The organism is Amycolatopsis palatopharyngis (assembly GCF_003385185.1).
In the GTDB taxonomy this organism is placed as follows: Bacteria; Actinomycetota; Actinomycetes; order Mycobacteriales; family Pseudonocardiaceae; genus Amycolatopsis; species Amycolatopsis palatopharyngis.
This window is the reverse complement of the sequence record NZ_PQHZ01000005.1, coordinates 212,623-232,050: the sequence shown is the minus strand read 5'-3', so window position 1 is coordinate 232,050 and position 19,428 is coordinate 212,623. Positions and strand designations below refer to the sequence as shown.

21 protein-coding genes are annotated in these 19,428 nt (G+C 66.0%); 16 read left to right on the top strand and 5 right to left on the bottom strand.

The annotated features are described in order from the left end of the window. Positions 1 to 435 precede the first annotated feature (435 nt). The 13 genes from D0C15_RS34945 (at position 436) to truA (ending at position 9,181) form a co-directional block, all read left to right on the top strand. The gene (locus D0C15_RS34945; protein WP_245975588.1) at positions 436 to 588 is read left to right on the top strand and encodes a hypothetical protein; all 153 of its coding nucleotides are present in this window, start codon (positions 436 to 438) and stop codon (positions 586 to 588) included. Between the two features lie 339 nt (positions 589 to 927). After that, complete coding sequence (gene secY, locus D0C15_RS05895) at positions 928 to 2,235, top strand: preprotein translocase subunit SecY (RefSeq protein WP_116041506.1); 1,308 nt, start codon at positions 928 to 930, stop codon at positions 2,233 to 2,235. Next, positions 2,232 to 2,786 carry an adenylate kinase gene (locus D0C15_RS05890; RefSeq protein ID WP_116041435.1) on the top strand — a complete coding sequence of 185 codons (555 nt, stop codon included), beginning with the start codon at positions 2,232 to 2,234 and terminating at the stop codon, positions 2,784 to 2,786. The genes secY and D0C15_RS05890 overlap by 4 nt, the downstream gene beginning before the upstream one ends. Positions 2,787 to 2,830: 44 nt before the next feature. Next, entirely contained in the window at positions 2,831 to 3,610 is a 780-nt protein-coding gene (gene map / locus D0C15_RS05885; protein WP_116041433.1) for a type I methionyl aminopeptidase, read from the top strand. A gap of 439 nt (positions 3,611 to 4,049) precedes the next feature. Continuing rightward, on the top strand, positions 4,050 to 4,271 hold the full coding sequence (gene infA / locus D0C15_RS05880) for a translation initiation factor IF-1 (protein WP_009948665.1): 222 nt from the start codon (positions 4,050 to 4,052) through the stop codon (positions 4,269 to 4,271). Positions 4,272 to 4,308: 37 nt separating this feature from the next. Further along, on the top strand, positions 4,309 to 4,422 hold the full coding sequence (rpmJ, locus tag D0C15_RS05875) for a 50S ribosomal protein L36 (RefSeq protein WP_091673789.1): 114 nt from the start codon (positions 4,309 to 4,311) through the stop codon (positions 4,420 to 4,422). A gap of 203 nt (positions 4,423 to 4,625) precedes the next feature. Next, positions 4,626 to 5,006 (top strand): 30S ribosomal protein S13, encoded by a 381-nt coding sequence (gene rpsM, locus D0C15_RS05870; RefSeq protein WP_116041431.1) that lies wholly within the window; start codon positions 4,626 to 4,628, stop codon positions 5,004 to 5,006. Continuing rightward, positions 5,003 to 5,200 (top strand): hypothetical protein, encoded by a 198-nt coding sequence (locus D0C15_RS05865; protein ID WP_116041429.1) that lies wholly within the window; start codon positions 5,003 to 5,005, stop codon positions 5,198 to 5,200. The genes rpsM and D0C15_RS05865 overlap by 4 nt, the downstream gene beginning before the upstream one ends. 19 nt (positions 5,201 to 5,219) lie before the next feature. Beyond that, positions 5,220 to 5,624 (top strand): 30S ribosomal protein S11, encoded by a 405-nt coding sequence (gene rpsK / locus D0C15_RS05860; RefSeq protein ID WP_091673792.1) that lies wholly within the window; start codon positions 5,220 to 5,222, stop codon positions 5,622 to 5,624. Between the two features lie 23 nt (positions 5,625 to 5,647). Beyond that, entirely contained in the window at positions 5,648 to 6,253 is a 606-nt protein-coding gene (gene rpsD, locus D0C15_RS05855) for a 30S ribosomal protein S4 (protein ID WP_116041427.1), read from the top strand. Between the two features lie 118 nt (positions 6,254 to 6,371). Beyond that, positions 6,372 to 7,445, top strand: a complete 1,074-nt coding sequence (locus D0C15_RS05850; protein WP_091673794.1) for a DNA-directed RNA polymerase subunit alpha — start codon at positions 6,372 to 6,374, stop codon at positions 7,443 to 7,445. 81 nt (positions 7,446 to 7,526) lie between these two features. After that, positions 7,527 to 8,255, top strand: coding sequence for a 50S ribosomal protein L17, sunset domain variant (gene rplQ / locus D0C15_RS05845; RefSeq protein WP_116041426.1), 729 nt, complete (start codon positions 7,527 to 7,529; stop codon positions 8,253 to 8,255). An 11-nt stretch (positions 8,256 to 8,266) separates the two neighbouring features. After that, entirely contained in the window at positions 8,267 to 9,181 is a 915-nt protein-coding gene (gene truA, locus D0C15_RS05840; RefSeq protein ID WP_211323100.1) for a tRNA pseudouridine(38-40) synthase TruA, read from the top strand. On the opposite strand, the gene D0C15_RS05835 is transcribed toward truA, so the two are convergent. The 3 genes from D0C15_RS05835 to eccE all read right to left on the bottom strand — a co-directional run bounded on the left by D0C15_RS05835 (position 9,164) and on the right by eccE (position 12,211). Then, positions 9,164 to 10,123 carry a hypothetical protein gene (locus D0C15_RS05835; protein ID WP_425455362.1) on the bottom strand — a complete coding sequence of 320 codons (960 nt, stop codon included), beginning with the start codon at positions 10,121 to 10,123 and terminating at the stop codon, positions 9,164 to 9,166. The genes truA and D0C15_RS05835 overlap by 18 nt on opposite strands. A 187-nt stretch (positions 10,124 to 10,310) precedes the next feature. Next, on the bottom strand, positions 10,311 to 11,033 hold the full coding sequence (locus D0C15_RS05830) for a hypothetical protein (protein WP_116041422.1): 723 nt from the start codon (positions 11,031 to 11,033) through the stop codon (positions 10,311 to 10,313). After that, a complete protein-coding gene (gene eccE / locus D0C15_RS05825) occupies positions 11,030 to 12,211 on the bottom strand; it encodes a type VII secretion protein EccE (protein WP_116041421.1) in 1,182 nt (393 codons plus the stop codon). The genes D0C15_RS05830 and eccE overlap by 4 nt, the downstream gene beginning before the upstream one ends. A 465-nt stretch (positions 12,212 to 12,676) precedes the next feature. Between eccE and eccB the strand changes: the two genes are divergently transcribed. From eccB to D0C15_RS05805, 3 genes are all read left to right on the top strand, one after another. Further along, positions 12,677 to 14,299: a type VII secretion protein EccB gene (eccB, locus tag D0C15_RS05815; protein WP_116041417.1), complete on the top strand. Its 1,623-nt coding sequence runs from the start codon at positions 12,677 to 12,679 to the stop codon at positions 14,297 to 14,299. A gap of 80 nt (positions 14,300 to 14,379) precedes the next feature. Next, entirely contained in the window at positions 14,380 to 14,691 is a 312-nt protein-coding gene (locus tag D0C15_RS05810; RefSeq protein WP_116041416.1) for a hypothetical protein, read from the top strand. 134 nt (positions 14,692 to 14,825) lie between these two features. Beyond that, a complete protein-coding gene (locus D0C15_RS05805; protein ID WP_116041414.1) occupies positions 14,826 to 15,917 on the top strand; it encodes a hypothetical protein in 1,092 nt (363 codons plus the stop codon). Positions 15,918 to 16,102: 185 nt separating this feature from the next. Here D0C15_RS05805 and mycP read toward each other — a convergent pair whose 3' ends face one another. Further along, complete coding sequence (gene mycP / locus D0C15_RS05800; protein WP_116041499.1) at positions 16,103 to 17,734, bottom strand: type VII secretion-associated serine protease mycosin; 1,632 nt, start codon at positions 17,732 to 17,734, stop codon at positions 16,103 to 16,105. Between the two features lie 15 nt (positions 17,735 to 17,749). Further along, entirely contained in the window at positions 17,750 to 19,144 is a 1,395-nt protein-coding gene (gene eccD, locus D0C15_RS05795; RefSeq protein ID WP_116041413.1) for a type VII secretion integral membrane protein EccD, read from the bottom strand. Between the last annotated feature and the right edge of the window lie 284 nt (positions 19,145 to 19,428).

Sequence of the window (19,428 nt, the reverse complement as noted above, 5' to 3'; positions counted from 1 at the left end):
CCACTCCGCCAGCCCCACTGCCCCCGGCCCGCCAGCGCGACACCAGACCGCGTCGTCCCCGGCCCGGGTAGCGCCTTTAGCGGGCTGAGTGTCGTGCCGGGGCACCTCCCCGGGGCTGGGTCGCCCTTCCTGCCTTTAGCGGGCTGAGTGCACTTCCTCGCCCTTCTCGCGCGCTCATCCGAGCGTGCCTCACCTGATCGGCTCCCTGAACTGCTCGCCGGGCAAGTCCACACGGGTGATCCGCTGGGAGTCCTCTGAGACGACCACCAACAGCGTGGGGGTGACCATTTCGGCGAAGGCGACGCTCGGGGAGGTGTTCGAGGTCGGCTTCGAGACCAGTTACCAGCGTGAGTGGAGTTGGACGACTTCCAAGGCCGACGAGATCCGCCACGAACTCGGCCCCTCTACCAGGCCGTGGACATCTTTGCCGCACCCATGCGCCAGAAGGTGCGCGGCACCTACGAGATGCACTTCGGTGACCGCTACTACGGCCACTACTACTGGTACGTCCACAACGTGGTGGTCGACGGGCCTGACTCCAACCCGGCCTGGGACGCCAAGGTGCAGGAGACCAGTACCGACTGCTAGAGCATTTAGCCCGCTGAACGCGTTCCGGGGCGCCCGATACCCCCGTGCGCCTTTAGCGGGCTAAATGTCGTCCCACGGCGACCCCGGGGCGCGTTCCTGGTCGTCGAGGGACGGGAAGGAACGCGCACGGGGTGCGGGTGTTCCGACCTCCGTCGGTATTTGCCCTATGCGTTGCCGAGGTTCGCCAAGGGGCTGTTAGAGTCGGCGGCACGCTTCGGGACAGATGTGCCCCGAAGCGTTCCTGGCTTGCCCAGTCAGTGAAAGTGTGTTCCTGCCGGCCACAGTGCCGGCCAAGCCGATCGTCGGTTGATCACCGACGACGCCGAGGAGGTCCCCCGCGTGCTCAGCGCCTTCCGCTCGGCTCTCGCGACGCCGGACCTGCGCAAGAAAATCCTGTTCACGCTGATGATCGTGGCGGTGTACCGAATCGGTGCCGTCACTCCAGCGCCTGGGGTTTCGTATCCCAACGTTCAGGCTTGTCAAGCGCAGGTCGAAGAACAGGGCATCTACTCGCTGCTGAACCTGTTCAGTGGTGGGGCGCTCCTGCAGCTGTCCATCTTCTCGACCGGCATCATGCCGTACATCACCGCGAGCATCATCGTTCAGCTGCTCACCGTGGTGATCCCCCGCTTCGAGGAGTTGAAGAAGGAAGGACAGTCCGGGCAGAGCAAGCTCACGCAGTACACCCGGTACCTGACCATCGCTCTGGCGATCCTCCAGGCCACCGGCGTCGTGGCGCTCGCCGATCGCGGCGCGCTGTTCCAGGACTGCCCGCAGGCGGTCATCCCGGACAACAGCGTCTACGCACTCGCGCTGATCGTCGTCACGATGACCGCCGGTACCGCGGTCATGATGTGGCTGGGTGAGCTGATCACGGAGCGCGGTGTCGGTAACGGCATGTCGGTGCTGATCTTCCTGAACATCGCGGCCCGCATTCCGGCGGAAGGCGCGAACATCCTGAGCAACCAGGGTGGCCTCGTCTTCACGTTCGTCTGCATCCTCGCGCTGGCGATCATCGCCAGCGTCGTCTTCGTCGAGCAGGGGCAGCGCCGCATTCCGGTGCAGTACGCCAAGCGGATGATCGGTCGCCGGATGTACGGCGGCACCTCCACTTACCTGCCGATCAAGGTGAACCAGGCCGGCGTCATCCCGGTGATCTTCGGGTCGTCGCTGCTGTACCTGCCGGACCTCATCAGCCGCCTGGTCGGCGATCCGAACAGCGCCTCCGGCTGGCAGGTCTTCCTGCAGAACTACGTGGTCGACCAGTCGAGCGTCGTGCACATCTTGCTGTACTTCGCGCTGATCATCTTCTTCACTTACTTCTACATCACGATCACCTTCAACGTGGATGAGCGTGCGGAGGAGATGAAGAAGTTCGGCGGCTTCATTCCTGGCATCAGGCCGGGACGACCGACCGCCGAGTACCTCAACTTCGTGCTCAGTCGGATTACCTTCCCTGGCTCGATCTACCTCGGTTTGGTAGCGATCCTGCCGAACTTCTTCTTGTCCATCACCGATCAAGGGAACAACCAGAACTTCCCGTTCGGTGGCACGGCCGTACTCATCATGGTCGGTGTCGGGCTCGATACCATGAAGCAGATCGAAAGCCAGCTGATGCAGCGCAATTATGAAGGGTTCCTCCGATGACGCGAGTTGTTCTCGTCGGTCCGCCAGGCGCGGGGAAGGGCACCCAGGCAACGGCGTTGTCCGAGAAGCTCGGTGTGCCCCACATCTCCACCGGTGACCTCTTCCGCGCACATGTCGGTGAGCAAACCCCGTTGGGACAGGAAGCGAAGCGCTACCTGGACTCCGGTGAGCTCGTTCCCGATTCGGTTACCAATGAAATGGTGCGCGAGCGACTCAACGAGCCCGACGCCAAGGCCGGCTTCCTGCTCGACGGCTTCCCGCGAAACACGCGACAGGCTGGCGTTCTCGGCGAAATGCTCGCCGAGTCCGACACCGCGCTCGACGCGGTGATTCAGCTTCAGGTTGCCGAGGACGTTGTCGTGCAGCGGCTGCTGTCCCGTGGACGCTCCGACGACACTGAGGACGTGATCCGGCGCCGCCAGCAGGTGTACGCCTCGGAGACCGCCCCATTGTTCGAGCACTACTCCGACATCCTGGTCACCGTCGATGGCGTCGGTGATGTCGACGAGGTTTCGTCGCGGGTGTTGGATGCATTGCGCAATCGCGAGTGAATCTCAGTGGATTTCGAGTCGTCCAGATGTTCCGGCGTGGGCGCATGATCGAGATTAAGACGCGTGGCGAGCTGGAGGCCATGCGTGCGGCCGGGTTGGTGGTCGCGCGCACGCTCGCGGCGGTGACCGCGGCCGCCAGGCCTGGTGTGACGACCGCTGAACTCGATGAGTTGGCTGAACAGACCATCCGGGAAGCAGACGCGATCCCCTCGTTCAAGGGGTACCACGGCTTTCCGGGGTCGATCTGTGCCTCATTGAACGAACAGATCGTGCACGGGATCCCGTCCACGGATCAGGAGCTCTCCGAGGGCGATCTGCTCTCTGTGGACTGCGGTGCGATCTTGGATGGATGGCACGGCGACTCGGCGGTGACGATCGAGGTCGGCGAAGTGTCGGAGCCGGATCGCGCGCTGTCCGCCGCCACCAGAGCGGCGATGTGGGCCGGCATAGAGTCGGTGGCAGCGGGCCGCAGGCTGACCGACATCTCGCACGCGGTGCAGACGGCTGCGGAGCGTGTGGCAAAGGCCGATGGGGTCGAATACGGCATGATCGCTGAGTACGGCGGTCATGGCATCGGCACCGAGATGCATATGGAGCCGTTCCTGCCCAATCTCGGCAAGCCGGGGAAGGGGCCGAAGCTGAAGGTCGGAATGGCACTGGCCATCGAGCCGATGCTGACCGGCGGAAGTGGCGAGACGGTCGAGCTCGCCGACGGATGGACCGTGGTGACCGCCGACGGCTCGAGGGCTGCCCACTGGGAACACACCGTCGCGATCACAGAAGAAGGTCCCTGGGTGCTGACGCAGCCCGAGACGGCTGTCTGACCCGCAGCTGGTCAAGTCCACCGCGGTGACGACACTTAGCCCGCTAAAGGCACTCAGCTAGACGGAACCGACCGCCGTAACGTTGTTACGTAATCTGTCGGGTCGAGTCGCGGGTGCAGGGCTGGCTGTTTTCGGGCATCCTGGAGTTCGTCCCGCGGGCTCATATCTGCCGGGCGAGGCTGTTTACGCAGCGTGGCGAGCTGTCGTTGTCGACGACTGTCACTCGTTCGCGTGGCCTGCGGACCCTCGTCCTGGTAGCACAGTCGGACCCCGATTGGGGGCCGCGACACAGGCTGCGTACACTGTCAAGTCGGCATGCTCATCACGCCGAGTCCATCGCGCTCGTGAACTCTCGCGGCACTTGGGGTCGGGGTGGCGTGCGTGTTGGCACCAGCCAGGTAAGCACTCACCGCTCAACCAATCACGAAACGCGGAGGACATGGGCAAGAAGGACGGGGCCATCGAGGTCGAAGGCCGCGTAATCGAGCCGCTTCCCAACGCGATGTTTCGCGTCGAGTTGGAGAACGGCCATAAGGTCCTTGCACACATCAGCGGCAAGATGCGGCAGCACTACATCCGTATCCTGCCTGAGGACAGGGTTGTCGTAGAGCTCTCGCCCTACGACTTGTCCCGTGGTCGCATCGTCTACCGCTACAAGTGATCACGGCGAGCAGAGCACAAGCAGGAGAGCAGGAGACGTGAAGGTTCAACCGAGCGTCAAGAAGATCTGCGACAAGTGCCAGATTGTCCGGCGTCACGGCCGGATTATGGTGATCTGCGACAACCTGCGGCACAAGCAGCGGCAGGGCTGATCACCCGCACTCGTTCAGAGTGGATTGACAGCTAAACAAATCTCCCCGCACCTGCCGGGTCGCCCCGCGACCCGGTTCACCCCCGGACTTCAGGCCGGGGCCGGGACACCAGCCGCGCAAGCGGATGGCACGACAGCGAGTCGGTCCCGGGAGCGGACGGGGAGCAGACCTGAAGATCGAACAGATTGAGGAGCACATCGCCCATGGCACGACTCGCTGGCGTTGATCTCCCCCGCGAGAAGCGGTTGGAGATTGCGCTTACTTATATTTTCGGCATTGGCCGGACCCGCTCGAAGGAAATGATCGCTGGGACGGAACTGAGCGCGGACACCCGCGTGAAGGACCTCAGCGATGAGGACCTGGTGAAGCTGCGGGACTACCTCGAAGAGAACTTCAAGGTCGAGGGTGACCTTCGCCGCGAGGTGAACGCCGACATCCGCCGGAAGATCGAGATCGGATGCTACGAGGGTCTGCGGTGGCGCCGTGGTCTTCCCGTGCGCGGACAGCGCACCAAGACCAACGCGCGCACCCGGAAGGGTCCGAAGAAGACGGTCGCCGGCAAGAAGAAGGCTGGCAAGAAGTGAGTGTCCGCGGCAAGAGGCTCGTGCAGGTCGGTGGCGCTCAGCGTCACCGCACGACCTCGTGCGTTTCGCCGAAGGCGCTCTACGCCCGCCCGATGGCCCTGCGCCAGCTGTACACCGATGCCGGTTCAGTGATCCGGCGCGGGCAGCGGGAAGCCAGGGACGCAGCCGCCGCTCACCACGAGAACTCGCGCTAACGAGGAGAATCACCCAGACATGCCACCGAAGACACGCGCTGCCGGCGCGAAGAAAGTCCGGCGCAAGGAAAAGAAGAACGTCGCGCACGGTCACGCGCACATCAAGAGCACGTTCAACAACACCATCGTCTCGATCACCGATCCCACCGGTGCGGTGATCTCCTGGGCGTCCTCCGGGCACGTCGGCTTCAAGGGCTCGCGTAAGTCCACGCCGTTCGCCGCACAGATGGCTGCTGAGAGCGCGGCCCGCAAGGCCGCCGAGCACGGGATGAAGAAGGTCGACGTGTTCGTCAAGGGCCCCGGCTCCGGCCGGGAGACCGCGATCCGTTCGCTGCAGGCGGCCGGGCTCGAGGTCGGCACCATCCAGGACGTGACCCCGCAGCCCCACAACGGCTGCCGCCCGCCCAAGCGGCGCCGGGTCTGAGGAACGGGGAGGAGTAAGAAGAAATGGCTCGTTACACCGGCCCCGCGACTCGTATCTCGCGTCGCCTCAAGGTTGACCTCATTGGCGGCGACCAGGCATTCGAGCGTCGTCCTTACCCGCCCGGCCAGCACGGCCGTGGCCGGATCAAGGAGAGCGAGTACCTGCTTCAGCTTCAGGAGAAGCAGAAGGCTCGCCACACCTACGGCATCCTCGAGCGGCAGTTCAGCCGCTACTACAAGGAGGCTGCACGGCGCACCGGCAAGACCGGTGAGAACCTGCTGCAGATCCTTGAGTCGCGGCTCGACAACGTGATCTACCGGTCCGGCATCGCCCGGACCCGGCGCCAGGCGCGCCAGCTGGTCAGCCACGGCCACTTCCTGGTCAATGGCAAGAAGGTCAACGTGCCCAGCTTCCAGGTCAGCAAGTGGGACATCATCGACGTCAAGCCGAAGTCGATGCAGATGCTGCCGTTCGTGGCGGCCAAGGAGTCCTTCGGTGAGCGTCCGATCCCGGGCTGGCTGCAGGTCGTGCAGTCCAACCTGCGGGTTCTGGTGCACCAGCTGCCCGAGCGTGCACAGATTGACGTTCCGGTTCAGGAACAGCTGATCGTCGAGTTCTACTCGAAGTGATCCCAGCCGGGCCATATGGCCCGGACGGGACCGGGCGGTGGCGCCCAGAGTGCGCCACCGCTACGCCATACCTTTCGGCGTCAAATGGCGGGCGTCGGCAGGAGAGGAAGAAAGAACAATGCTGATTTCACAGCGGCCGGGTCTCGGCGAAGAGACTGTCAACGAGACACGGTCCCGGTTCACCATCGAGCCGCTCGAGCCAGGCTTCGGCTACACGCTCGGCAACTCGCTGCGGCGTACGCTGCTGTCCTCCATTCCGGGGGCAGCCGTGACGAGCATCCGCATCGACGGCGTGCTGCACGAGTTCACCACGGTTCCCGGGGTCAAGGAAGATGTCACCGACATCATCCTGAACCTCAAGGAACTCGTCGTGAGCTCCGAGGAGGACGAGCCGGTCACCATGTACCTGCGCAAGCAGGGGCCTGGTGAGGTCACCGCTGCCGACATCGTGCCGCCGGCCGGTGTCACCGTGCACAACCCCGATCTGCACATTGCCTCGCTCAACGGCAAGGGCAAGCTGGAGATCGAGCTGGTCGTCGAGCGCGGCCGTGGCTACGTGCCCGCACTGCAGAACAAGCAGGCCGGTGCGGAGATCGGCCGGATTCCGGTCGACTCGATCTACTCGCCGGTGCTCAAGGTGACGTACAAGGTCGAGGCGACCCGTGTCGAGCAGCGCACCGACTTCGACAAGCTGATCCTCGACGTGGAGACGAAGCCGTCGATCACACCGCGGGACGCGGTCGCGTCGGCAGGTAAGACTCTGGTGGAGCTGTTCGGTCTCGCACGTGAGCTGAACGTCGACGCGGAGGGCATCGAGATCGGGCCGTCGCCGCAGGAGGCGGACACCATCGCCGCCTACGCGATGCCGATCGAGGACCTGGACCTCACTGTCCGGTCGTACAACTGCCTCAAGCGCGAGGGTATCCACACGGTTGGCGAGCTGGTGTCCCGCAGCGAGGCGGACCTGCTCGACATTCGGAACTTCGGTGCGAAGTCGATCGACGAGGTGAAGCTCAAGCTCGTCGGCCTGGGCCTCGCGCTCAAGGACAGCCCCCCCGGGTTCGACCCGACGGCGGCCGCCGCCAGCTACGACGGCGAAGGCTGGTCCGAGGGCGTCGACAGCATCACCGACGGTATTTCGGACAACGGCCACGACGATGGCCAGGATTACGCAGAGACGGAGCAGCTGTAAGGCCAGCTACGGTCCGTTCGTCGTGGATCTCCCCGGCGAACGGACCTGGCCTCCAGCTGAACAGCTGAACTAGGAGAACCGATGCCCACCCCCACCAAGGGAGCCCGTCTCGGCGGGTCGCCGGCCCACGAGCGGTTGATGCTGGCGAACCTTGCCACGTCGCTGTTCGAGCACGGCCGGATCACCACCACCGAGGCCAAGGCCCGGCGGATGCGGCCGCTCGCGGAGAAGCTGATCACCAAGGCCAAGCGTGGTGACCTGCACAACCGGCGGCAGATCCAGCGGGTCATCCGTGACAAGGCCGTCGTACACAAGCTGATGGCTGAGATCGGCCCGTTCTTCGTCGACCGCAACGGCGGTTACGTGCGGATCACCAAGACGATGCCGCGTAAGGGCGACAACGCTCAGATGGCGGTCATCGAACTGGTGTCGGAGAAGACGGCTACCGCTGAGGCCGAGGCCGCGCGGAAGACCAAGTTCGCCAAGGACGCGCCGAAGCAGGACGCGGCCGAGGCTACTGCCGAGACCACGGAGGAGACTGCCGAAGCCGCGGCGGGCACCGAGGCGGAGGAGACTTCCTCCACCGAGAACGCCCCCTACGGTGAAGGCAGCCACGCAGCCCTCGACGACGGTTCGCAGCCTGAAGGTTTCCCGATCAAGGGCAACGAGGGCTCGAAGCTGTACCACACGCCGGAGAGCTCGCACTACAAGCAGACTGGTGCCGAAGTCTGGTTCGCCAGCGCAGAGGCTGCTGAAGCCGCAGGCTTCCAGTTGCCGCCGTCGCAGCGCGAGTCCGAGGACGAGTCCTGACAGCTGCTGACATCCCGAACGAGCCCGCCACTCCCCAAGGGGAGGGCGGGCTCGTTCGTCTGCGTCTCGACGTCGGTTACGACGGCACAGACTTCTCTGGCTGGGCACGTCAGCCAGACCGGCGAACAGTTCAGGGCGTGCTCGAGTCTGCGCTGGCGAAGCAACCTCCAGGCGCCGCGGTCCCCCGCTCGGTGGTCGTGGCAGGCCGAACCGACGCCGGAGTCCACGCCACCGGCCAGGTCGTCCACGTCGACGTGGTGCCTTTAGCGGGCGAAACGTCGTCCCGGCGGCTGCAAGTGGACGAGTACGGCATCGTCGACCTGGAACGAATGTGTCACCGGTGGAACCGCTATCTTCCCGCGGATGTCCGGGTGTTGGCGGCATCCGTGGCTCCTGCAGGCTTTGACGCGCGATTCTCCGCAGTGCGACGGCACTACCTTTATCGGGTCTCGGATGCACCCTGGGGTGTCGATCCACTGAGGCGAAGGGACACCTTGTCCTGGGGCAAACCGTTGTCGGTGGACGCGATGAACGAGGCGTCGGAGGCGCTACACGGCCTGCACGACTTCGCGGCGTTCTGCAAGCAACGTGAAGGCTCCACGACGATCAGAGAGCTGCAGCAGTTGGTCTGGCGCCGTGTGGATGACCACCTGGTTGAGGTGTCGGTCTCAGCGGACGCGTTCTGTCACTCGATGGTGCGGAGTCTCGTTGGGGCGCTGCTGCTGATCGGTGACGGCCGCCGCGAGATCTCGTGGCCTGCGCGCCAGTTGAACAGCGGGGTGCGGCACAGTGCTGTGGCGCCGGCGCATGGGCTGACGCTGGTCGGCGTGGACTATCCACCAGATGACGAGTTGGCTGCGCGCGCGCACCAGACCAGGAACGTACGCTCTGCGCCCGAACAGTCCGGCTCAGGTTCCGGGCTCTGAGTTGCGGCGTTCAGCCTCCGATACCGCATTCAGGATCGCCTGGTAATCCGATGCGAGCAGGTCAGCGTCGACGATCACGAACGTCCAACCTTCATCGGTGACACGTCTTCGGCGCTCGCGATCCCTAATCCTCTGATCGGGATTGAGATGCCAGCGCCCGTCGTATTCGATTCCCACTTTTGCTTCCACTAATGCCAGATCAAGGCGTGCAAGGAACCGTCGCTTTCTGTGCACTTTATGCTGTGGAACCGGCTTGAATCCACCGATGACGAGTACGACGCGAAGTTCGGATTCCGGCATTGATTCGGCTCGTGGGTCGGCAAGACTGAGTGCGCACCTGGCGAGCCGGATGCCGCGATTTCGCCGTTTCAGCAGGGAACGCGCCAGTGCCCCACGCCGGACCAGTCCGGATCGCAAGAACGCGTCGATGTCGGGAACGGCGATACGCAGCCGGCGAACCCAGCCGCGTTTGCGCGGTGAGAGTCGAAGCATCAAGTCGAGTGCGATCCGTGGTGGGCGAGCGATGCGAATGCCGTTCCACGGACGTGATTCCCGTCGAGTGATGGCGGTACGCCTGACGTGGATTCCATCCACTGGCCCGAACCGGTGCTTCTCGGGCACTACGAACTCAACTGGGTCGTTGGGCTGCGCGAGCTGGACTCCGCGCACTGTGGCGGCCGAGCGTCCGGTCAGGACGGCTTCCTTGGGAACGATGAGCGCCGCACCGCGGCAACGGAGTTCGTGGGTTACCGGAACGTCGGCGCGCACGTAGACGTCCTGGAAGAGGCGACGAAACGCGGTGCCGCGAAGCCGGCCTTTGGTTACCAGTCCTGCGCGTCGTGCTTCGGAGCCGCGGAAGACATCGGTAGGTTCATCGAGCTTGTTGTGTTTGGTCACCAGAGCAGGGTCGGACGAAGCACCGACATTTTCCGCGATCTGCATCTTCGGCGGCTTCAGTTGTGCACAAGAGGTACGAGTAGTCCACAATTTCAGATTGGGACTTGACTAACTCGAAGCCCCACTGACGCCCATTGTGTCGGTGCCATAAATGCCTTTAGCGGGCTAACTGCACTCACCCCGGCCCCGAGGACCAGGCTGCAGTCAGCCCGCTAAAGGCGGTCCTCTGGTGTCAGTCGCCGCGGCGGACCGGGCCGAGGAGTTGTTGCTCCTTGGCGGTCGTGACGAGCCGGAGCGGGCGCCAGAGGTTTCGTCCCAGCGCCACGACCTGATCGTCCTTCAACGTCGTCAGCTGGCGCATCATCTGCGGCGGCAACCGCCAGATACGCCCCGCCAACTCCGCCTGCCCAGCGGGCAGTCGCTGCATCAGTACGAGGTCGGCCGCATTCGCCGTCGCCCCGGCCTGTGGGTGCAGGTACGGCAGCACATACACGGTGGTTTGCCACGGGGAGCGAGGCGGGAAGAGGTCCTGCGGTGTCGGTCCACCGTCGTGCACGACCAGCAACGGCGCATCCTCGGACGGCCGGGGCAACTCCACCGGTGAGAGCCGCCGGATCTGCACCAACGGGGACGGCCGTCCGTTCGCCTGTGTGCCAGCGGCCTTCGAGAGCACCTGCCAGGCCGTCGGGCGTCCCGTGGCGATCACGATCCAGGCACCCACCGCCATCGCCCTGAGCGCCACCTGGCGGGCCAGATACAGGCCACCCACGAGGACGATTCTCGTGGGGGCCGACCGTAGTGCGGAGATCGTCAGTGGCTCGCCCTGCAGGCCCGAACCGAGGACGATTCCACCTCGATCACCAGATGGGCTGATCGCGTCCAGCAGATTTGGATCGACCGTGAACTCCGGGGCGACACCGGTGTTCTGGTTCGCGTCACGAAGCCGCGAGCTCATGGGGTACCTCCCATCGGCAACGTGGCCGCGAAACCCTCGAACTGGAGACCACGCAACGGGGTGAGTGCCACGTTCATCCGGCTGGATATCGTGTTCAGCCGCTCGTCCGCGGCCTCGAGTTCCCGCGGATTACGGGCGCTCACGCGCACCACGCCACGCAGGCCCACCTCGCCCTCGTCGGCTGCGGGGGAAATCGACATCGCGACGGTGGCGGACAGCGCCCGGACACTGGTCAGAGCGTTCAAGCTGCTGGTGATTCGACCCTTCGGCCAACCGGTGATCGCGTAGCTGGTGTGCCCGATGCCCGCGGCGGTGACTCCGGTCCAGCGCTCCTGCATGTTCACGCGGGTGCCCGACCCCGCGACCCCGGTGAGTTCCGCGGCGGAAATCCCCGCTCGCAACAACTCGTCAGGATCCAGCGGCCGAGTCGGAACGCCACGGGACTCCAACGCGTTGCGGACCCGCGACAGCGCACCGATCAGCGCGCGGTGGGCGCCGACGACGCCGCCGCCGCGCTCGCGCACAGCCGAGGGGCACCGCTTGGGGTCCAGCCGGATCGCGACCCACGTCGTCCGTCGCGCTGCGGCGGGCAGCGGACCGAGAACCTCCAGGTACGAACTGAGTGCGGGGGAGTCCGACGGCAGCGCAGCACTTCCTGGGTAGCAGTGCCAGATGACCTGAATGGAGTCCAGCACCACACCGCGATCCTCGAGACAAGGCGCGAGTGCTGACAACGGCAGGCTTGGGGCACCGCCTGCTTGGGTGATCAGCCCCGGGGCAGGCTCCACCATGAGCACCGCGGTCCACGTTCCGTCGTTCCACGCGAGACCCACTTGCTGCCGCTCGTGGTCGACACCGTGCGCCACGACCAGATCCGGCACGGCGAGCCGGAGAAGATTCACCCGGGGGTCGTCGGGACCGGTGACCGAGTCACCTTCCGCGGCGATCGCTTCCAGGCTGGTGGGCGCAACCGGTTCCGCCACTCGATCGTGGGATCGCATGGTGTAGCGCATCGTGAGGCTCGCCCACTGGGTGAACCACTGGCCGCCCCAGCGAAGGAATGCGATCACCAGGGCCACCGCCAGCACGCCGATCCCGACGTAGACGAGTGAACTGTTGATCGCGATCAGGATCAATCCGACGGCGAGTCCGACCTCGAGGACGATCAGATTGGCCACGGGCAGTGGGCCGAGCCTGGCGCCGAGTGAACGTCGCCGTGCGGGCGGGGCGACTGGCCCGGAGGACGTTGGCTCCGGTGCGCCCCCGTCTCGCCGGGGAGGCTGCTGACCGGGTGGTGGTCCCCCTGGGCCACCGGGCCCACCGGGCCCACCAGGGCCGCCTGGTCCTCGTGGGCCCCCCGGCCCTCCTGGGCCACCGCCAGGTCCGCCTGGTCCTCCCGGCCGCTGTGGCGGGCCGGGAGGCCGTCCCGGCGGGGGCTGCGACCCCGGCGGCGGGCCCGTCGGACGTGGAGGAGTGGTGACGGACATCCGCGCGTTCTCTTCCCCTCGTTGGTGCTACTCGGCTGGAAAGCCGGTCCCGAGGAGTCAAACATTAGCTGGAGTTGGTAGAAAGCCCACACCAGACGGTCCCCGTACGACTATCCTGCGGAACCGTACCGCGACTGGGAGAGCTGTAGGTCGAGAATGCCGTCAACACCGACAACTAAGTCTCAGGTCCACGCGTACCAATTCGTGCTGCGTCGTATGCAGTCCGCGCTGGTCCGCAGGGACGCTGTGATGCTGCACGACCCGATGCGAACGCATTCCCGGGCCACGATCGTGGGTGCGGTGCTGAGTGCGCTGGCGATGCTCGGCTTCATCATCTTCGGCCTGTTCAAGCCGTCGCCACAGGCTCCCGGTCCGGGGAACATCGTGATCGCGGAGCAGTCTGGCGCGATCTACGTCATGGCCGGCAGCCCGAAGAAGCTGATCCCGACGTTCAACCTGGCCTCGGCACGGCTGTTGTTGATGGCGCAGACCGACCAGGAAGGTGGCGAGGGTGGCCCGCCAGCCGGTGGCGCTGCCGCAGGACCCGTCGAGGCCGTCGAACCGACCGTCATTCCCGACGAACAACTCAAGGACATCCCGCGCGGCAGGCTGCACGGCATTCCGAACGGACCCGAGTCGTTGCCGACGGGCGAAATGCGTGTATCGCCCGAATGGGCAGTCTGCGACGAGATCGGCCTGGACCCGTCCTTGCCGGATCCCACCAGCATCAACGTGAACGAGACGACGGTATTCGCCGGCGTTTCCGACCTCGGCAACGAACTCGCGACCAACGAGGCCATCCTGGCGACCTCGGAGAACGATGAGACCTACCTCATCTACCGACTTGTCGACAATCCCAACCAGCCGAACGCGAACACGGTGCGGGCCAAGGTGGACCTGTCGAAGGGATCGGTGCGTGCCGCTCTCGGTCTGAGTGCGAAGCCGCGCCAGATCTCGATGGGGCTGCTCAACGCGATTCCTGAGGTCAACGCGCTCAACCCGCCGACGGTCGCGGGGGCCGGAACCAGCAACTCCCTCGGCCTGAGTGGGCTCTTCGTAGGTGACGTGTTCTCGGTGTCGCGTACCGGCGAGGCCGACGAGTTCTGGGTGGTGACCAAGTCCGGAATCCAGGAGGTCTCCAAGGCCGTCGCGGACATGATTCGCTACGAGAAGTCGATCAGTGCCGACGAGATCGACTCGGTACGGCCGGACGCGATCTCGAACGTCCCTGTGCTTCGTCCCGGCGACCCCGACTACCTGCAGGTGAGTGAGTACCCGCAGGCTGTGCCAACGGTGCTGGAAGCGGAGAAGCACCCGGTGACGTGCCTCGGTTGGAACGTTGCCGGAGAGGGCGTGAACAGGGGCGGCCAGACGAAGGTCTATGTCGGTGCCGAGCTACCCGGACCGAAGAACGAAGCGGGTGACTCGACCGCGGTCCAAATCGGACAGCCGAGCCCGGACGGTCTGCAGATCGACAAGTTCTACCTGCAGCCGGGAATGGCCGCAGTCGTGCGTTCGGTGACCGCTAAGGAGACCTTCGACAAGGGGGCGATCCAGCTGATCACCGATCGTGGAATGCGGTACGGGGTGCCGGATCTGCGAACGGCCCAAGGCCTGGGGCTTGATCCCCAACAGCCGGCGCCGGACAACATCATCCGCTTGCTTCCGACGGGTGCTTCGTTGAACACGCAGGACGTTTTGCGGACATTCGACAGCGTGCCCGTCGAGGAGAACGCGGGCACGTTCACAGAGCCGAAGCCCCAGGCAGCGGGCAACTGACACGTCTGAACGGAACCTCTGTGTGAGGCTGGTCGTCCCAGGGATGACGGTAGCGGTTCGAGCGTGCGGGAGGTGCGGTGATGGCCTTCAAGATCGACGCAGCGGCGGTCGGTGAATATGTCGGGGACATTCGCCGCGCCGCTGACGGCCTCGAGCGCGCCGCACGTGCCAGAGATGCGGTGGAGCTGGCACCGGATGCGTTCGGCGCTGTCGGGCGTGAACTCGGCGTGCACGATGCCTACTTGCGTGCGGCGAAGGCACTTCGCGGGCAGCTGCGGGACGGATCGCAGGCACTGGAGTCGGCGTCGGACGCGCTGAACGATGTCGTCCGCAAGCATTCGGACGGTGACGAGGATCGCGCCGAGGACATCCGAAGGGCGGGGCAGCTGTGAACCGGTCGGAGCGGCCGTCGCCGGAGGGCAACCAGGATGCCTTTCGCGGGCTAAATGCTCCCCCGGGCGCCCTCGCGGGCGACGTTCGCGCGCCGGGGCCGGTGGCCTCAGCGGCGGGGTCGGAAGCGGAAGTAATGCCTGCCACGCAGGTACTCGGCGGTGTGCGAGACGGTGAGGACATCGCGGCGGCGATCGGTGATCACCTGAGCTGTCTCGAAGAGCTCTGCGAAGTCCTCGAGGTGACGAACCCCGTCGCGACCTGTTTCACCCCGTTGCTCGGGAGCTGGAGCGAACTCGAATCCGAGGCCGAACGGTGGCGGGCCGCCGCGGCGGCTGTAGCCGACGCAGCACAGGACGCCGAGGCACCTCTGGGCAAGTTGGACGGCGCCTGGGAAGGCAAGGACGCGGACGCTTTCGTCGCCTACATCGGGAGCGTGGTGGCGGCGAGCAGCGAGGCCCAGGAGGCGATCGGCCTGTTTGCGTCCGCGCTGGACGAGACCGCCACCGGTGTCCGGCGGATCGTGTTGGACATGGCGGAGGTCCTCGTTGACACGGCCGAAACCGTGTCGGAGTCGGCCGCGATGGCTGTGGGTGGAGCGGACACGGCGAGACTGCAGCTCGAGGACACACATCGGCATGTGCGGGCCTTGTCCGATGCGGCCGAGGACGTCTTGCGGGATTTCGCGCAACTGTGTGCCGCGGTGAGCGAAGACGGTGATGACGATGCTCAGGTGGGGCAGGCCCGAACGGAGCGCCGCTCTCCCGAAGAACGTTTCCGATTCACCGACGATGCGCCGCAGGAAGCTGGCGGCGGCAGTGCCTCGCATGGAAACACTGATGGCGCCGCAGGGCCCGAAGCCTCGGTCGATGAAGCCCCGATCGGTGGAGGTGCTGCCGCTGCCCAGGTGGGCGGTGTGGGTGGTGGCGAGCCCGATCCTGTCGATGGCGAGGCACGGGGACGGTCGGCGTCCGAGGAGGCGAGCGAATTCGGAGCAGGAGCGGTGACGGGCGCGGCCGCCGGCGCTGTCGCGGGCGGAGCCGTGCGCGCCGCTGGTGCGCCGATGATGGGCGGAATGATGCCGATGGGCGCCATGGGGGCGGCTTCGGGGCAGGGCGGCGACAAGGAACACCGCACCAAACAGCGCGTTGTGACAGAGCCGAACGAACTGTTCGGCCGACCGGAGCAGGTCGCGCCTCCCGTCATCGGCGAGGAGAAGCCGAAGTAGTGCACTTAGCCCGCTAAAGGCGCACAGGGCAGCCGGGGACCGGGGCCAGGCGACGCGGGACCCGGGGGAGTGCACTCAGCCCGCTAAAGGCGCACAGGACAGCCGGGGGCCGGGGCAAGGCGACGCGGGACCCGGGGGAGTGCACTCAGCCCGCTAAAGGCGCGTGCCGGCGGGCGGTGGGTGGGTCAGGTTGATTTGGGGCGATTCCGGCGGGCCGTGTGTACCACGAACAGGGTGATGAACAGGGCGACCAAGCCGCCCCCGGCGCCGGCGAACGCCACGATCATCGGAGTCTGGTCGCCCTCGTGTGACGGCGGAAGGTCGGAGGGCAGCTGCACGGGCTGCGCCGCGGCCATCCCCTCCTCCTCCGGAACCGTCGCGGTCAGCGCCGCGACCGGGTTGATCACCCCGTGTCCCACGAAGTTGTCCCTGCCGCCCGGCGCCGCTGGGTGCTGTGCGGTGCTCTTGATCCGGTTGATCACCGCTTCGGCCTTGAGGTCGGGGAACTTCGCCCGCACCAGCGCCACCACCCCCGATACGTACGGTGCCGCGAAACTGGTCCCCTGGATGGGAGTGGGTTCCCCGTTGCCCTCGACCGTCCGGTTGGCGAGTTTGTCCGAATCCTTCGCGGGATCCAGTGAGATGATGTCCGTTCCTGGCGCGGCGACGCTCACCCAGGGGCCGTGCACACTGAAGTCCGCCACGCCGCCCGTCTGATCTATGGCCGCCACCGAAAGCACGTGCTCGGAGAACCAGGGCGGCGTCACGATGGAGCGCGGTACGTCCGGGTCCAGCTGATCATTCTGCTTGCACGTGTCCCCGGTGTTGCCCGCGGCCGCGACCACGACGATGTCGCGCAGGTAGGCGTCCGCCACCGCGGCCTGCAGGCGCCGCTCCGGATCGGTGATCATCCCGTTCGCGGTCCGGCAGTTGTTGATCGAGATGTTGATGACCTTCACGCCGGGAACCTTCGCGGCGAATGCGACCGCCTGCGCCAGCGTGTCCACAGTGCCCGCCGCGTCGGCTTCGCCCTGCTGACGGCCGGGGGAGTCCTGAGCGGGACCGGTACCGGGCGCGATCAGCTGGTCGGAGCCACCTCCTGGCTGTCCGCCTCCACCGTCTTCGGGCTTGTCGCCCTCGCCGGAGGCGGGCTCCTCGGCCGTGCTTGGTGGCGCTGCTGTCTCCTTCGCGGGCTTGTAGTTCTGGCTCGACTGACGAATGGAGACGATGCTCGCGTCCGGCGCGACGCCGGTGAACCCGATTTCCGGATTGGTCGGGTTGGCCGCGATGATTCCCGCGACCTCCGTGCCGTGCCCGTCGCAGTCCTCCAGTCCCGGACCCGGCGGGACGTTCTTGACGTAGTCGGCGCCCGGCTCGACTCGTCCCTGGAAGAACGGGTGCGGGGTGACCCCGGTGTCGATCACCGCGACCTTGACCGGTTTCCCGTTGCTGTACTTTCCGGCGTATCCACCTGTGGCGGAGCGCGCCAGTTTCTGCGCGTCCTCGATCCGCAGGTACTGCTGGCCCCACGGCTTGTTCGGCAGGACGACGTTGTCATCCAGTTCCGCCCTGCGGACGCAACCGATCTCCTGGACGTAGTTCTTGTCTGGTTGATTGCTGGGAGCAGGGAACATGCCACCGTCCACTGCGGGCGGTTCGGCGTAGTGGCCGCCGTCGTCCGCCGAAACGGACGGCTGGGCCAGTGCCACCGGCGCGGTCACACCGGGTGTGAGGGCGCCGATGCCTGCTGCGAGCAGCAACGCGGTGAGGCGCCGTGCCGGACTCGTCGCGCGCACGTGCGTTCTCCTAGCTCCCATGCTGAGTTTGTCCACTCACATGATGTCGAGGTGGCGCAGTGTGGAGTACAGCCCCATCACGGCGAGGGCGAACGGGAGTACGGTCGCGATGCAGATGGCCTCGATGATCTCGACCGTGCGGCGCATCGGGGGCGAGAATCGCTGGTTGGGGAAGATCACCCCGACGACGAGGGCGCCTGCGGCGACCAGGATCAACGCGCCGAACACCCACAGCACCCGGCCGAACGGATCTTCGGTGAGCAGCCAGCCGATCAGAATGCCGCCTGCCGACACCATGCCGGTGGTGAGCAGCGCGATGGCCTGGCTGCCGTTCGCGTAGGACCTGGCTCGCAGCAGCAGCACCAGGGTGGCGATGACGCCGGTGATGATCCCGAAGATGCTGGGAGACGTCGCCGTGATGATGGCCGAGATGGCCGCCACCGAACCGCAGCCGATCAGTAGGCCGGTCATGTAGTTGTGCGCGATGTTCGTGCGCCGTTCGATGGCTGAGTAGTCCGGGAAGCCGGTGTCCTCCTTGAGTTCCTCGGCGGTACCGGGAACGTGTGGCAGAGGTAGCTTCGCCAGCCAGATCGTGGCCCTTGGCAGCATCGAGATGAACGCGAGCGAGAACGCTGCGGTGCCCGCCGCGATCCCGGCCGCGGGATGGGCGATCAGGGTCGCGAACGCGAACGCGATCAGCCCGAGCGCACCGGCCGTCGCCGCCGCGATGAACGTCGTGATGCCCGCCCCGATCACCAGGATCGCCACGGCCGCCACGACCACCACGAGACCACTGGCCAGCAGCAGATTCGCCCGTACCGACACACCGGGCACGATGTGGAATCCGCTGACGAACGCCATCGGAAGACCACCAGCGGCCGCGATCAGGACTCCGGTGGACTCGGCTTCGTAGCCCTTGGCCAGGGTGGCCCCGAGAGCGATGCAGGCGATGGCACCGATACCCCCCGCGATCGCGGGAGCAAGCGATGAGCCGCCGAACAGCGCGCCACTCATGAACAGGGCAAGTGCTGCGGTGACCAGTGCGAGGCCGCCCGCGATGTGCCCGATGCGCTGGGCGGTCTCCTTTGTCCACGGCCGGAAGCTGTCCGGATCGGATTCGGCGATCGCGTCGACGACGTCGTCGTAGAGCGGAGGCGGCGGGTTCTCGTTGCGCTTGCGCAGCTGCAACAGCTCACCGTCGATGACACCGAGGGATGCGAGTGTCCGGCTGGGGTCCAATGGCGCGTCACCGAGCTTCGCCAGTGCCCAGCCACCGTGGCGGGCGCCGCCGTCCGGTGTCGCCTCCCTGGCCATCTCCAGCAACATCGGCAGCAGGTCGGCCACGGCGACGTCAGCGGGCAGCGCCACGTCGATCCGGGTGCGCGGAGCCACCACAGTGACCCTGCTGAAAACCGTCGTGCCCGTCGCCACCTGCTGGCCCCCTAGCTAAGAGAGAATGCTGTGTTGCACCCCGGGTACTTATACCGAACTCCTGGGCGCACATCATCGCCCGCCCGCGAGTTTCCGGCAAAGACGGCCGGTTCGTGTGCTGATGCCGGATGGGGTGCCCAACCTCGGTCAAACCGCCCACTCTGTCGGTGCCGGGCCCTAGTATTAGCGCATCGGACGGGGGGCGTGTGGTCTTTCCGGCGAAACCGGGTGGAGTAATTCGTCACCCGGGTCTGTGCATGTCAGTGCTTGTTCATGATGGCGCG